This window comes from Roseibium aquae, from assembly GCF_008711285.1.
GTDB classification, from domain to species: domain Bacteria; phylum Pseudomonadota; class Alphaproteobacteria; order Rhizobiales; family Stappiaceae; genus Roseibium; species Roseibium aquae.
In genome coordinates, this window is the sequence record NZ_VXDC01000014.1 from 1 (window position 1) to 14,590 (window position 14,590).

Sequence of the window (14,590 nt, forward strand, 5' to 3'; positions counted from 1 at the left end):
CCCGGTTGACCTAGAAGATCAGCGTACCTGCGTAACTCTTGCTCAAGTGCCAGACAGTCAAACCATCCAGCCGCAAGGCCAACGCCGTCCACGCTTCCCTTCCTTCAAATCCTAATTGTCAAAGAACTGACCCAAAGGTCACAGCTTCTCACATCCCAGACGCTGAACAACCTGCCTTTAAGCCAGGTGTCATAACTGTCTTTTCCGGTGAAGCCGACGATGAAGGACGCCGCGAAAAGGCGGCGCCGCCGTCGATGGGTGGGTTATACGCAGGCCGGTTTTGGGAGTCAACACGAATTGTCAAAAAAGATTCACATAAGAGCGCCAGGACGACGGCCGGTCGATCGTCCGGCCCGTCCCGCCCATCTGTTCCGGCCGGGTTCGCGAAGCGGGAGGGTGGGATCGCCACCAGGGCGTCTGATCGATCCGCCCGATTCCCGGAATTGACCTTTTCGCGCGTTCCGGGCACCTTTTCAGCACCAGTCGCCACATCGGCGTCTTAATATCGACGTTTTCGTGGCCGACCAGTCGACCATGGGCAAACGCGGGGCAGTTCCCTGACCATAAACGTTTCTCTCGAACAGCAGTTTTGACCAGACCCGATGCAATTTGGATCGCGACATCTCCACAAGCAGGCCGATATATGTCTCGGCGAAGAACCACCGCTCGTCATGCATGGCGATCAGCATGTGCTGAAAGACCGGCGTCAGGTCTCGATCCGGTGGCTAACCGGTACGGTCCTGACCGGCGTGACATCTGTGGCCCTGATGGGGGGGGCGTTAACGGCGGCTCTTGACGGACATTATTCACTGGCCGCCGCGCTCGCGCCGACCGGTCTCAATGGACTTGAGGAGGATACCGAGCTGGTCGCGAAGGGAGACCGGATCACCAAATCCGCGACGGCTTTCTCCAACAAACAGATCATAGACGTGAATGTTGTCGCGCGCGAAGGCGAACGCGACCACATCCGCGTGCGCCCCTATGCGCTGGTCAGTTCGACCCTTGCCACCCGGACCGATCCGGAACTGGCCGCCGCGATTCCCGCCTTCAATCCGCTCAACATGTTTTCCGACGTCCAGATCACACCGCTGGCCACGCCAAACACCCCGCTTCTCTCGGAGAGCATTTATGGCGCAAAGGTAGAAGGAGAGGTCAGCATCAGCCTGACATCCTTTCCGCTCGATGCGCTACCGGCGCGGGGCGGATCAGCGCTGTCCGAACCCGAGATTGAATATGAAGTGCGCCAATCCGCGCGCTTCCTGATGGGGACTGCCGTTGATGCGGCGGCCCGCGCGGTTGTCGATCCGGGCCGGTTTGATTTCAATTTGGCGCGCCAGCCCGATCTTGCGCGTTACGCGGTCCGCATCACGCCTGAAAATGTATCCTTTGTATCAAAGCGCGACGATGAAGCGCGATTTGTGGGCATGGATGAGAAAATCATCCCGATCACGGAAGAAGCCGATTTTCAGGACGTGCTTCAGGACCATGATGCGACCCCTGAGGAAGCGGAGCTGATCTACAACGCATTCGCAACGGCGTTCGGTTTCGAAAACCTGATTGCCGGTCAGCGCCTGCGGATCGGCTATGCCCCCAGCCCGGATGAGACCGGCCGCATGCGGCCGGAACGGATCAGCCTTTATTCCGATACCGACCATCAGGCCACGGTTGCCCGGTCGGACACCGGGGCCTTCGTGAAGGCGAAAGCGCCGGCAACATTCCTCGCTGATGCGTTTGCGGAAGCAGACCGCATTTCCTATGGCGGCCCCACTCCGGCGATTTACGACAGCCTCTACCAGACAGGGCTGGAGCAGGCGCTGTCGCAACCGGTCATTGACGAACTGATCCGGATTTATTCCTTCGATGTTGATTTCAACTCGCGGGTCCAGCCCGGAGATGCGCTCGAGCTGTTCTTTGCGGCCGACGAAACTGTCAACTCAGAAACCCCGGAAATCCTGTTCACAAGACTGACGACGGGCTCCAGCGAGCGTTTGTTCTACCGGTTCCGGACACCTGATGATGGGATCGTCGATTATTATGATGAGAACGGCCAGAGCGCCAAGAAATTCCTCATGCGCAAACCATTGTCCAGTGGCCGGTTCAGATCGGGGTTCGGCATGCGCGTCCACCCGATCCACAAATACCGGAAGATGCACACAGGTGTGGACTGGTCTGCCCCACGCGGCACGCCGATCATGGCCGCGGGGAACGGGACCATTGTCAAAGCGGGATGGTCTTCCGGCTATGGCCGGCGCATCGAGTTGCGGCACGCCAATGGGTATACCACGACATATAGCCATTTGACCGGTTTTGCCGAAGGCATTCGGGAAGGCGGACAGGTGTCACAAGGTCAGATCATTGGCTATGTCGGATCGACCGGGCTGTCCACGGGCCCGCACCTTCACTACGAAGTCAAGGTCAACGGTCGATTTGTCGACCCAATGCGGATTCGCCTGCCGCGCGGACGCGTTCTGGACGGCGACATGCTGGCGGCCTTCCAGCAGGAACGCCAGCGGATCGATACGCTTATCGACCGTGCACGCGTGCCCTCACGGGTTGCCTCGGCACAGTAAGACCTCATCCGTGGTATGAGAGCCGGCCCGGCAGCCGGCTCAACCTCCGGTTCGAGCTGATGACATGCAGGCCCTGGAATACACCTCGCTCCGGCTGAAGCGGTACACGTCCGTCTGACCGGAAGAATTGGGCGCAATCTCGAAGTATTGGAACATTTCTCCTGACCAGATTGATCACGAAGCGATCCAATCTGGTCAGGAAATGGTGTCAGCCGCAACGGCCCGCCCCATTCATTGTTTGTCCCTGCGATGCAAGAGCATCACAAAGACACCGGCCGAGCCGCCGATGCTCGCGATTGGCCGGCCATCACGCTGCGGCCGCCTCGCCCTGCCGGTTGGCGAACACCAGACGATCGCCGCCCGCGCTCACTTCCACGGTCTGTCCGTCCAGGATTTGCCCGGCCAGCAGCTTCTCGGCCAGTGGATCCTGAACCTCCTTTTGAATGACACGCTTCAGGGGCCGGGCGCCGTAGGCCGGATCGTACCCTTTTAGGGCCAGCCAGGCGAGCGCATCGTCATGAAGCTGAAGTGTGATCTTCCGCTCGGCAAGGAGGCTACGCAGACGATCCAGTTGGATCTTCACGATATCGGCCATCTGGTTGCGCTGCAGACGATGGAACAAGACAATTTCATCCAGCCGATTCAAGAACTCGGGACGGAAATGTCCCCGAACGGCCCCCATCACTTCGTCACGCACCGCAGAACTGTCCTGCCCCTCGGGCTGGTTCACGAGATACTCCGCGCCCAGGTTGGAGGTCATGATGATCAAGGTGTTGCGGAAGTCCACCGTGCGTCCCTGACCATCAGTCAGCCGTCCGTCGTCCAAGACCTGCAAGAGCACGTTGAAGACATCCGAATGGGCCTTTTCGATCTCGTCGAACAGGACAACCTGATAGGGCCGCCGACGGACCGCTTCCGTCAACGCGCCCCCTTCTTCGTAGCCGACATACCCGGGAGGCGCACCGATCAGGCGGGCGACCGAATGCTTTTCCATGTATTCCGACATATCGATGCGAACCATGGCGCTGTCGTCATCGAACAGGAAATTCGCCAGCGCCTTGGTCAGCTCGGTCTTGCCCACGCCGGTCGGCCCGAGGAACATGAACGAACCGATCGGGCGATTTGGATCCTGAAGCCCTGCCCGTGCCCGGCGGACGGCCGTTGATACCGCATGAATGGCCTCCGATTGCCCGATCACCCGGCCAGCCAGCATGTCCTCCATGCGCAAGAGTTTGTCCCGTTCACCTTCCAGCATCTTGTCAACCGGGATGCCCGTCCACTTGGACACGACCTGCGCGACGTGGGAGGAACTGACGGCCTCGTCGACCATAGCCCCCTCGTCGTCGGCCGCCTCGGCCTCCTGAAGCTTGCGCTCCAGATCAGGGATGACCCCGTATGCGAGTTCGCCGGCCTTTGCCAGGTCACCGCGCCGCTGCGCGATTTCCAGATCGATACGGGCCTGTTCCAACTGCTCCTTGATCTTCTGTTCAAGATTCAGTTTTTCCTTTTCGCCTTGCCATCGGGCGGTCAGGACGGCCGATTTTTCCTCCAGACCGGACAATTCCGCCTCCAGCTTTGCCAGCCGGTCCCTCGACGCTTCGTCATCCTCGGCGTTCAATGCCTCGCGCTCGATCTTTAACTGGATGATGCGCCGGTCAAGCTCATCAAGTTCCTCTGGCTTGGAATCGACTTGCATGCGCAACCGGCTGGCAGCCTCGTCGACCAGATCGATCGCCTTGTCGGGCAGGAAACGGTCGGTTATATACCGGTTGGACAAAGTTGCAGCCGACACGATTGCCGCATCGGTGATCCGTACGCCATGGTGAAGCTCGTATTTGTCCTTGATCCCCCGCAAGATCGAAATCGTGTCCTCAACGGTCGGTTCACTCACGAAAACGGGTTGAAAACGCCGTGCGAGCGCAGCGTCCTTTTCTACGTGCTTGCGGTATTCATCGAGGGTGGTCGCACCAATGCAGTGAAGCTCGCCGCGCGCGAGGGCAGGTTTCAGCAGGTTGGATGCATCCATAGCCCCTTCCGCCTTGCCCGCCCCAACCAGCGTGTGCATCTCATCGATGAAGAGGACGATTTTTCCCGCAGCGCTCTCCACTTCCGACAAGATCGCTTTCAGCCGCTCTTCGAATTCACCCCGATATTTCGCCCCGGCGATGAGCGAGCCCATATCGAGCGCCAGAAGCTGCTTGTCTTTCAAGGATTCTGGAACATCGCCATTGACAATCCGCAGAGCCAACCCTTCGGCGATGGCGGTCTTGCCCACACCAGGCTCGCCGATCAAGACCGGATTGTTCTTTGTTCTGCGGGACAGAACCTGGACTGTCCTGCGAATTTCCTCGTCGCGGCCAATCACGGGGTCGAGCCGGCCTTCCCGGGCCACCTGTGTCAGATCGCGAGCGTATTTTTTCAAGGCGTCATACTGGCTTTCAGCAGAAGCGCTGTCGGCCGTGCGGCCCTGGCGAAGACTGTTGATGGCTTCATTCAGCGCATTGGGTGTCACCCCGGCTCCTGCCAGAAGCTTCGCGGCTTCACTGTCACCATCCATGGCGATCGCAAGCAAAAGCCTTTCGACCGTCACATAGCTGTCTCCAGCCTTTTCAGCCACTTTTTCCGCCTGATCGAACAATCGGGCGGTCGCCTGCGCAAGATAGAGCTGCCCGGTCCCGCCGGAGACCTTGGGCTTCTTTGAAAGGGTTGCCTCCAGATTGGCCTGGATCGATTTGACGTCTCCGCCAGCCCGGGTCACCAGTCCGGCAGCCATGCCTTCGGGGTCATCCAGCAATACCTTAAGGATGTGTTCGGGCGTGAACTGCTGGTGCCCTTGCCCGAGAGCGTAGGTTTGAGCGGACTGGACAAATCCACGCGCGCGCTCCGTGTATTTCTCGAAATTCATAATCTGTCCTCCTTTTCGTCCAACCACCCGAAGCATGATGGACGTTTGGGATATGGGCCCCGCAGATCGGGCACCCATGCGGTCTCGTGACCGCCCTTTCATATAGGTGTTGCAAATTCAACACAAAAGGGGATAGCGCGTGTTTGCTCAGCCTGAAAACAAAAACGCGGCCCCTTTACAGGCACCGCGTTTTATTCGCACAAGCTTTTGTAGGGCTTTCTCGGGATCAGAGACGACCGGTAGGCAGCCGCGCCGTTATTCGCCCGCAGCAACCACTTCCGCGTCGACGGCCTCAGCTGGCTTCTTCGTTTGTCTCGTCCGGGCTGCGCGCCGGGCTCTGGGCTTCTCCGCCGCGTCTGCCTCCACGCCTCCGGCGCCGCCTTCCCCTTCGCCCGCTGCTGCCAGAGCATCGCTGTCCGGATCCGTGCCGGACAAATCGGAGGCAACGCGCTTGGGTGCACGGGCACGGGGTGTCCGCACCCGGCGCTTTGGCTTTTCGTCGTCAGCGTCGCCTGTGCCCGCTTCGCCCCGGCCGCCGTTTCCATTGACCTGGCCTGCCGCATCAATGGTCGGCATGCTTTCTATGAAAGGCTGCGGGCTATCCTCGTCAACGACGGAAACGTCCGGCTGGTCGAGCGGGGGCTGCTCACCCATTTGGGACGGTGCAGATCCACTTCCCTGGTGCAATTCGCTGCCGTCCTCGTGCTCTGAACGCGCGTTCTGCTGAACCGTCTGAGGCTGAGCGGCTGCGATAATGCGCAGATAGTGCTCCGCGTGCTGGAGATAGTTCTCCGACATCACACGGTCGCCGGAAGCTTGAGCGTCCCGCGCCAGCTGTTGGTATTTTTCCGCGACATGCTGGGCAGTTCCGCGGATCTTAACGTCTGGACCATTCGATTCGTAGGTCCGTGAAAGCGGATTCGGACCCTTGCGGCCCCGTCCTCGCATGCGCTTGTTGCTTTGATTTCCTGGTCTCATCCTGCCGTTTTCTCTTAAGGAACGGCGGTCGGCGAAACGCCGACCCAACATCGGGATTAAAAAATACCGATACGAAATTTTCGCCGAAACCCCGGCGCTTACGAGCGGCCCGTCTGCTGTAAACCGGACACGGCTCTCTCGGCCGCTTCCGACCGTCTGATCACCGCTTGTATATTCGACAATCCCTAATCCCGGAAACACCCGTTCGACACAGGTTTAAACCGTTATGCCTGCGCTTGTCCCCACGTTTCCGGAGAGACATGCTGCTGAACGCCGATCACATTTCCAGTCTCGGTGTCGCGAACCTAGCGCTTTCCGCCGGGATTTCCAAGCGCTTTTTCGCACTTGGATCAAAACGCTCAAGGCTCTGGCAATCGCGCCATGATCATGCGCGGGTGACCAGACAGGTCCCTCCGCATTTCGATGCCGGTGAACCCTTGGCCGGTCAACAAACCGCTTACAGAAACGTCCTGATCGTATCCGATTTCAAGCAGAAGCCGCCCACCCGGCCGCAATTTTTGACCGGCCTGCCGGCTGATCCGGCGATAGGCAGATAGGCCGTCCGGCCCGCCGTCCAGGGCCAGCAGAGGATCGTGAACACGAACTGATTCGTCCAACGAGCCTATCACCGGAGAGGGGATGTAGGGCGGGTTGGAAATTATCCAATCGAGGCCGGGGGCGAGCGGCGTGCCAAAGTCGGCGCGCACGGGCAGCAAGCGATCACCGACCCCATGGCGGTGGGCATTGGCGCAGGCGCACTGCAAGGCCGTTTCAGAAAGATCCACTCCAAGCCCAAACGCCGCCGGGCGGTTCACGAGGATCGAAACGGCAATCGCCCCGGTACCGGTTCCCAGGTCGGCAAATGTAAAGGCATCGCTCTCATGCGTGGCCTCCAGTACGGTCTCCACGAGCAATTCTGTATCGGGACGGGGCTCCAGGGTCGCAGCATTCAATTCGAAGGGCAGTCCGAAAAACTCACGTTCGCCCACAAGACGGCCAACCGGAACGCCGCACAGGCGCAAGTCTGCCAACCGGTCCGTGTCGGCTTTCACATCATGACCGGCGGTTTCGTCCCAGCGCATCGGCAGATCCATCGGCGCGATGCGGGCGGCATGAGATACCAGAACCCGTGCGTCCAAATCAGCCGTTGGGAGACCTGCCGACCTGAACCGGTCGCGGATCGCCCGGTAGACATCCCAGAGGGTCACGCTGTGCCTTCTTCCGCCGCAAGGAGCGTGGCTTGGTGATCAACGGTCAGCGCTTCGATCACTTCATTGAGCCCTTCTCCCGCCAGAATCTGCTCCAGCTTGTACAAGGTGAGCCCGATCCGATGGTCGGTGACCCGGCCCTGCGGAAAATTATAGGTGCGAATCCGCTCGGAACGATCGCCGGACCCCACCTGGACACGCCGCGCTTCGGTTCGTTCGTTCGCCGCGCGCGCGCGTTCCTCGTCATAGATCCGGGCGCGGAGCAGCTGCATGGCTTTCGCCTTGTTCTTGTGCTGGGATCGTTCATCTTGAACGGAAACAACGATCCCGGTCGGCGCATGGGTGATCCGAACCGCGGAATCAGTGGTGTTGACATGCTGTCCACCCGCGCCGGACGCACGAAAGGTATCTATGCGCAAATCGCTGTCCTGGATGTCTATGTCCACATCCTCGGCCTGTGGAAGAACGGCGACGGTTGCCGCAGACGTGTGGATACGGCCACCAGATTCGGTCGTAGGCACCCTTTGAACGCGATGCACGCCGGACTCAAATTTCAGCCGGGCAAAGACGTTTTCACCGGATACGGACGCAATGACTTCCTTGTAGCCGCCGACTTCGCCCTCGCTGGCCGACAGGATTTCAACCTTCCAGCCGTTCAGTTCCGCATATCTCTGGTACATCCGGAACAGGTCGCCGGCAAACAGCGCAGCCTCGTCCCCACCGGTACCGGCCCGAACTTCCAAAATCGCATCATTGGCATCGGCCGCGTCTTTGGGCAGAAGCCCGAGGCGCACGGCTTTCCCGAGCACTTCGACTTTTTCGCCCAGTTCATCTGCTTCCACTTCCGCCAGTTCGCGCATTTCCGGGTCTGTGGCACTGTCCTCCAGCAAGGTCAGTGTCCCTTTGAGATCGGCTTCCACCTGGATCAAAGCGCGGATCTTTTGCACCAACGGCTCAAGCCCGGAATATTCGCGCGACAGTTTGACATAGGTCGCCGGATCCGGATTGGCTGACATCTGGTGCTCGATTTCAGCGAAACGGTCCAACAGTGTATCGAGCTTTTGACGCGCCAACATGCGCTCACGTCTCCTGTAAGGATCTGATAGGATAAGATAGCAAAGCTAGAGCGAAACGTTCATTTCGCTTGCGAAGCGCTTTAACAAAGCCCGGATGTCCGTGTCCGAATGGCCAGGTTCCAGCCTCGGCAGAATACGCGCGGACAACCGGCTGGCGTCCAGCGTACGGACCATCGCCTTGACCGGACCTAGGCTGGCCGGAGACATTGACAGATCCCGATAGCCAAGGGCGATCAAAGCCATGGCTTCGAGCGGCCGGCCAGCAAGTTCACCGCACAAGGTGACAGGAACATGGTTTGCCTGCCCGGCGAGAACGATCTGCCTCAAGGCCCTCAAGAAGCTGATGTTCAAACTATCGAACCGGTTGGCGACGCGCGTGTTTCCACGATCGGCGGCGCAGAAAAACTGAAACAAATCGTTCGAGCCAACCGACACAAAGTCGACATGGGTCATCAATTCGTCCAGTTGAAACAAAAGTGAGGGCACCTCGATCATGACGCCCAGCCGGATGGATTCGGGAACGGCGTGGCCATGGCGCTTGAGGTGGGCAAGCTCCTTTTCCACCAGGTTGCGCGCCTTGAGAAACTCGTCCACTTCGACAACCATAGGAAACATGAGCTTCAATTCACGCCCCACTGCCGCCGTGAGCAGCGCGCGGATCTGCGTTCGCAGCAAACCTGGACGATCCAGACCAAGACGCAGGGCCCGCCATCCCATCGCCGGGTTTTCTTCCTGGATCGACCGGAGGTAAGGCAGGACCTTGTCCCCACCGATATCGAGGGACCGAAAAGTCACGGCCTTCCCACCGGCAGCTTCCAGCACCTGCTGATATTGCGCTTTCTGCTCCCCCATTCGCGGAAAGGACGATGCGACCATGAACTGCAGTTCGGTACGGAACAGACCCACCCCCGCAGCCCCCGCTTCCGACAGATGCGGCAAGTCCACCAAAAGCCCGGCATTCATCTGCAGCGTGATGTCAACACCATCCTTGGTGATCGATGGCTTTGTTCGCAACCTGCGGTATTGCGCTTGCCGCCTTGCACGAAAGCGAACCTTTTCCGCATAGGCCTGTTGAACATCGTGGGGCGGACGCAGGTGAACGTCGCCGGCATCGCCATCGACGATAATCGCGTCCCCCGCGTCGGCCAGACTGACGATATCGTCGACCTGTCCCACCAAGGGTATGCCCAGCGCCCGCGCGACAATCGTGATGTGGCTTGTGGCCCCGCCCTCTTCCAGCACCAGTCCACGGATCCGGTCCCGGCCATAATCCAAAAGCTCCGCAGCTCCCATGTTGCGGGCGACAAGGATGGCGTCTTCGGGCAATTCAGACGCGTGGGGGCCATGTTTGCGGCCCATCAACTCCCGGATGAGGCGGTGGGCCAGATCGTCAAGATCGTGCAAACGTTCCCGAAGATAGGGATCGGTCTGCCGGAGCATGCGGGCACGCGTATCACTCTGCACCTTCTCGACGGCGGCCTCCGCCGTCAGACCGTTGCGGATGGCTTCCTCGATCCGGCGGATCCACCCCCTGTCGTGAGCGAACATCCGGTACGCCTCAAGAACCTCCCGGTGCTCACCCGCCGCCGCGACATCGCCACTGGCGAGAAGATCGTCGATGGATACCCGCAAACGGGTGATTGCCGCATCAAGACGGGCGCTTTCCGCATCCGGGTCCTCGGCGATCAGATTGGTGACGACCACCCGCGGCTCATGTAGGACGACATGCCCCATACCAACGCCTTCCGCCAGGCCCATCGCAGAGACATGGATCGGACGGGACAAGTCCAGACCTGTACCCTTTTGAGCGATGGCCTCGAGCTCGCCTGCAGCCACCATTTCGGCGATCAGCATGGCGGTCGTCTGAAGCGCTTCCACCTCATCTTCCAGATAGGTGCGATGCGACTTGTTTTGAACAACAAGCACGCCAAGAGTCCGGCCCGCTCTCAGGATTGGCACACCGAGGAAAGAGTTGTAGGCCTCTTCCCCAGTTTCAGGCAGATAGGCGAATCCGGGATGCGCACGGGCATTCGGCAGGTTGAGAGGCCTTGCTTCGGCGGCAATCAACCCAACCAGGCCTTCCCCCACGCGCAAGGACGCCTGATGAACGGCATCACGATTGAGGCCTTCGGTTGCATAGAGTTCCAGAACACCGTCTGCCCGCAAGATGTAGACGGAACACACTTCGGCAACGACATTGGACGCGATCAACACCACGATCTTGTCGAGCCGTTCTTGAGCCTTTATCGGCTCCGCCATGACCTCGCGCAGCCGCCGGAGCAACAGGCGCGGACCAGCGAGGCTGCTTCGCATTGCTCACCTCTACCCGTGTCTGGGCCCGCACGTTACCCGAGCCGCCCCCCGCGATCGCCGAACGCTCGGCGGATCTTTATCCATCCAAACCGTATAGCGAATGGAGAGTCCGAACGGCAAGTTCCGTATAGGCAGAATCAATAAGAACGGAAATTTTTATCTCTGAAGTTGTTATGGCGCGAATATTTATGCCTTTTTCCGCCAAACCCCGGAAACACTGCGCAGCCACACCCGCATGAGACCGCATACCGATTCCGATCACCGAGACCTTCACGACATCGGTTGCCCACTCGACGTTCTGGAAACCGATTTCGCGGCGATTGGCCTCAAGAACTGACAGCGCGCGCTGATAATCCGTCTCGGGCACTGTGAAGGTGATATCGGTCGTTTTCCCATCCGGAGAGATATTTTGGACAATCATGTCGACGTTGATATTCGCATCGGCAAGCGGTCCGAACACCGATTGGGCCACCCCGGGTTTGTCCGCCACATCGCGGATTGAGATCTGGGCTTCATCTTTGGCAAACGCAATGCCGGTCACAACTTGCTGTTCCACGAGTTCATCCTCGTCGCAGATTAGGGTTCCAGGGGGAAGATTTCCGTCGCCGACCTGTGGCGCATCCGGATCATCGAAACTTGAACGCACGAACGTGGGCACTCCATGTACCATGGCCATTTCGACCGAACGCACCTGAAGCACCTTGGCGCCCAGCGAGGCCATTTCCAGCATCTCTTCAAACGACACGCGATCCAGCCGCCTGGCCTTCGGTACGATCCGCGGATCGGTTGTGTAGACACCGTCAACATCGGTGTAAATGTCGCAACGGTCGGCCTTGATCGCGGCGGCGATGGCGACGGCGCTTGTATCGGACCCGCCCCGGCCGAGGGTGGATATGCGATTGTCCGGAGACAATCCCTGAAAACCCGCCATTACGGCGACCTGCCCCTGCCCAAGACGGTCGATCAGGACGCTGCCATCGATCTCGCGGATGCGGGCGGCGCCATGGTTTTCGTCGGTTTTGATCGGCACCTGCCAACCCTGCCAGGAGCGGGCGTTGACGCCCAAATCCTGCAATACGATGGCCAATAGCCCGGACGTGACCTGCTCACCAGAGGCGACCACCGCATCGTACTCACGGGCATCGTGCAGGGGCGACGCCTGGCGGCAATACTCAACAAGCTTGTTGGTCTGGCCGGCCATGGCCGAGACAACAACCGCCACTTCATGCCCGGCATCGACCTCCCGTTTCACGTGGCGGGCCACGTTTCGGATACGGTCGAGGTCGGCCACAGAGGTACCGCCGAATTTCATAACCAGTCGCGCCATATCGATCGTCGTCGTCTTGAGTTGAAGCTGGAACGCAGAACGCGCCCGTTGGATCGGGCGCCATGCATACAGCCCCAGCGGAAAAGCCGCAACTGCACTGCTTGACAAATCACCCGGGACCTTAGAACGACAAAGGGAGAAAGCGCGCGCGGCGAACCCACATGGAAGGATATCGGCATGAGCACCCACACGGACTCCGGGACAGGAACCGTCGACAAGGATGAAGTGGCGCGCTTTTCGGCGCTGGCCCAGGAGTGGTGGAATCCAGCTGGTAAATTCAAGCCTCTCCACAAGTTCAATCCGGTCCGCCTCACCTATATCAAAGAGCAGGTTTGCGCGCATTTTGGACGCGATCCGAAAGCATCCAACGCTTTCGAAGGTCTACGGTTTCTCGATATCGGCTGCGGTGGAGGCTTGCTGAGTGAACCGATGGCCCGCCTTGGAGCCGATGTTGTCGGTGCAGATCCATCGACCACCAACATCGAGGTGGCGAAGATCCACATGGTCCAGTCCGGTCTCGAGATCGACTACCGCGCTACGACAGCCGAAGACCTTGCGCAGGCCGGAGAAACCTTCGACGTCATCCTGAACATGGAAGTCGTGGAGCACGTCGCCGATGTTCCAATGTTTCTGACAAAAACCGCGAACATGGTGCGCCCGGGCGGGCTGATGTTCATCGCGACCATCAACCGGACCTTCAAGGCCTATGCCTTGGCGATTGTCGGAGCGGAATATGTTCTACGCTGGCTGCCGAAGGGCACCCATAGCTATGACAAGCTTGTCAAGCCGGATGAGATCGAAGGTCCGTTCGGCGAAGCGGGGTTGTCAATCATCGACCGCACGGGGGTTTTCTACAACCCGGTCAGCGACAGCTGGAACAAGAGCCGCGACATGGACGTCAACTACATGATGCTAGCGGAACGCCCCAAAGCCTCATGAGGGAACCGATTGTCTTCATTCCCGGCCTCCTTTGCGATGAGCTTGTCTATGCTCCCCAAATCGCCGCGTTCGCCGATCATCCCATTCTGATCGCAAACCATCGCGACCACGGCAGCATACGGGAAATCGCCGCATCCATTCTCGAGGCCGGACCTGAAAGGTTTGCCCTGATCGGACTGTCCATGGGCGGCTACATCGCCATGGAGATCATGAGAGTAGCCCCCGGGCGGGTGACGCGTCTGTCCCTTCTGGATACAAATGCACGGCCGGACACACCCGACCAGACGGAGCGGCGCCTGTTTTTGATAGAACTCGCTCGGAAAAAAGACTTCAAAAAAATTCCCCATCTCCTGTTTCCCGGTTTTGTTCACCAGAGCCGCGAAGATGACGAGCAGCTCCGTGCGATCGTGGTCGAGATGGCCATGACCACGGGCCCGGACGCCTTCATCCGGCAACAGACCGCCTTGATCAACCGGATCGATTCCCGCCCGCATCTGGCCGCCATCGACTGCCCGGCTCTCGTGGTCGTCGGAGAAGGCGACCGTTTGACACCGCCGGAGCTTTCAGAAGAAATCCACGCCCTCATCCCGCGCAGCTGTCTCGCAGTCATTCGCGGAAGCGGACATCTTTCAACGCTGGAGGAGCCCGCACAGACCACTTCGGTGCTAAAGTCATGGATGGAATCCTCCTGAACCGTTTCCTTCCTGGAAAAAGTTACCTCTCATATATGATTTAGATCAAATCCGGTGCCCGGTTGCTGTCTTACGATTCTGCGCCGCTCAAACGGGCCTCGCCTGACTGTGGAAGCGCCCGGCGAAGCGACGAGAGGAGGATGACATGTCAACGAGGACCAACATTCCCTTCCCCTATCTGGCCTTTGGCAACGAGACGTTCCGCGGCACTTTTGAGTTCTGGCGGCCGGACAGACTGACGGCGAATGCCGAGGTGAAGGTGACCGACGACATTGAGACCGTCCAGAGCATGTTCTGGAATCATGCCGAACGGGCATTTGAAAACCACTTGGCATTTGTTGAAAAGCGCCTGAAAGCGGATTTGGACTGTGCAGAGGACCTTGGACACTGCGGCAGGCCCGAAGACGCAATCAACCGGCTTGGAACGTTTTTCACCGAGATGGTGACCGATTACACCGAGCATGCCAAACATCAGATCAAGGAGTTCCAGCCGGACGCACTGGAAGACCTCGGCAGTGGCGGCCGCATCAAGCGGGAGGCGAAAGAAGGCGACGGGTGAAGGCGCACCGCACCCGGGCATCA

Annotated in this window: 10 protein-coding genes; 4 read left to right on the forward strand and 6 right to left on the reverse strand. The window is 59.4% G+C overall.

The window, feature by feature from the left end; all coding sequences use genetic code 11:
• The first annotated feature begins 602 nt into the window (after positions 1 to 602).
• Positions 603 to 2,570, forward strand: coding sequence for a M23 family metallopeptidase (locus F0184_RS18020; protein WP_208998551.1), 1,968 nt, complete (start codon positions 603 to 605; stop codon positions 2,568 to 2,570).
• A 307-nt stretch (positions 2,571 to 2,877) separates the two neighbouring features.
• Here the strand turns inward: F0184_RS18020 and clpB are convergent, their stop codons facing one another.
• The 6 genes from clpB to F0184_RS18050 all read right to left on the reverse strand — a co-directional run bounded on the left by clpB (position 2,878) and on the right by F0184_RS18050 (position 12,377).
• A complete protein-coding gene (gene clpB, locus F0184_RS18025) occupies positions 2,878 to 5,475 on the reverse strand; it encodes an ATP-dependent chaperone ClpB (RefSeq protein ID WP_150497604.1) in 2,598 nt (865 codons plus the stop codon).
• A 255-nt stretch (positions 5,476 to 5,730) separates the two neighbouring features.
• Positions 5,731 to 6,453, reverse strand: a complete 723-nt coding sequence (locus F0184_RS21090; RefSeq protein ID WP_150497605.1) for a DUF4167 domain-containing protein — start codon at positions 6,451 to 6,453, stop codon at positions 5,731 to 5,733.
• 359 nt (positions 6,454 to 6,812) lie between these two features.
• Complete coding sequence (gene prmC, locus F0184_RS18035; RefSeq protein ID WP_150497606.1) at positions 6,813 to 7,661, reverse strand: peptide chain release factor N(5)-glutamine methyltransferase; 849 nt, start codon at positions 7,659 to 7,661, stop codon at positions 6,813 to 6,815.
• On the reverse strand, positions 7,658 to 8,737 hold the full coding sequence (prfA, locus tag F0184_RS18040; RefSeq protein ID WP_150497607.1) for a peptide chain release factor 1: 1,080 nt from the start codon (positions 8,735 to 8,737) through the stop codon (positions 7,658 to 7,660). The genes prmC and prfA overlap by 4 nt, the downstream gene beginning before the upstream one ends.
• Before the next feature lie 45 nt (positions 8,738 to 8,782).
• The gene (gene ptsP, locus F0184_RS18045) at positions 8,783 to 11,050 is read right to left on the reverse strand and encodes a phosphoenolpyruvate--protein phosphotransferase (RefSeq protein WP_150497608.1); all 2,268 of its coding nucleotides are present in this window, start codon (positions 11,048 to 11,050) and stop codon (positions 8,783 to 8,785) included.
• A gap of 76 nt (positions 11,051 to 11,126) precedes the next feature.
• Positions 11,127 to 12,377: an aspartate kinase gene (locus F0184_RS18050; RefSeq protein WP_150497609.1), complete on the reverse strand. Its 1,251-nt coding sequence runs from the start codon at positions 12,375 to 12,377 to the stop codon at positions 11,127 to 11,129.
• 177 nt (positions 12,378 to 12,554) lie between these two features.
• Between F0184_RS18050 and ubiG the strand changes: the two genes are divergently transcribed.
• The 3 genes from ubiG to F0184_RS18065 all read left to right on the forward strand — a co-directional run bounded on the left by ubiG (position 12,555) and on the right by F0184_RS18065 (position 14,567).
• Positions 12,555 to 13,316, forward strand: a complete 762-nt coding sequence (gene ubiG / locus F0184_RS18055; protein WP_150497610.1) for a bifunctional 2-polyprenyl-6-hydroxyphenol methylase/3-demethylubiquinol 3-O-methyltransferase UbiG — start codon at positions 12,555 to 12,557, stop codon at positions 13,314 to 13,316.
• Positions 13,313 to 14,008, forward strand: coding sequence for an alpha/beta fold hydrolase (locus tag F0184_RS18060; RefSeq protein WP_150497611.1), 696 nt, complete (start codon positions 13,313 to 13,315; stop codon positions 14,006 to 14,008). The genes ubiG and F0184_RS18060 overlap by 4 nt, the downstream gene beginning before the upstream one ends.
• Positions 14,009 to 14,153: 145 nt before the next feature.
• A complete protein-coding gene (locus F0184_RS18065; protein WP_150497612.1) occupies positions 14,154 to 14,567 on the forward strand; it encodes a hypothetical protein in 414 nt (137 codons plus the stop codon).
• Positions 14,568 to 14,590: the final 23 nt, after the last annotated feature.

Excerpts from the sequence above, each read along its gene's own strand:
- F0184_RS21090 (WP_150497605.1), bottom strand. The coding sequence starts at position 6,453 with ATGAGACCAGGAAATCAAAGCAACAAGCGCATGCGAGGACGGGGCCGC.
- F0184_RS18020 (WP_208998551.1), top strand. The coding sequence starts at position 603 with ATGCAATTTGGATCGCGACATCTCCACAAGCAGGCCGATATATGTCTC.
- clpB (WP_150497604.1), bottom strand. The coding sequence starts at position 5,475 with ATGAATTTCGAGAAATACACGGAGCGCGCGCGTGGATTTGTCCAGTCC.
- ptsP (WP_150497608.1), bottom strand. The coding sequence starts at position 11,050 with ATGCGAAGCAGCCTCGCTGGTCCGCGCCTGTTGCTCCGGCGGCTGCGC.
- ubiG (WP_150497610.1), top strand. The coding sequence starts at position 12,555 with ATGAGCACCCACACGGACTCCGGGACAGGAACCGTCGACAAGGATGAA.
- prfA (WP_150497607.1), bottom strand. The coding sequence starts at position 8,737 with ATGTTGGCGCGTCAAAAGCTCGATACACTGTTGGACCGTTTCGCTGAA.
- F0184_RS18050 (WP_150497609.1), bottom strand. The coding sequence starts at position 12,377 with ATGGCGCGACTGGTTATGAAATTCGGCGGTACCTCTGTGGCCGACCTC.
- F0184_RS18060 (WP_150497611.1), top strand. The coding sequence starts at position 13,313 with ATGAGGGAACCGATTGTCTTCATTCCCGGCCTCCTTTGCGATGAGCTT.
- F0184_RS18065 (WP_150497612.1), top strand. The coding sequence starts at position 14,154 with ATGTCAACGAGGACCAACATTCCCTTCCCCTATCTGGCCTTTGGCAAC.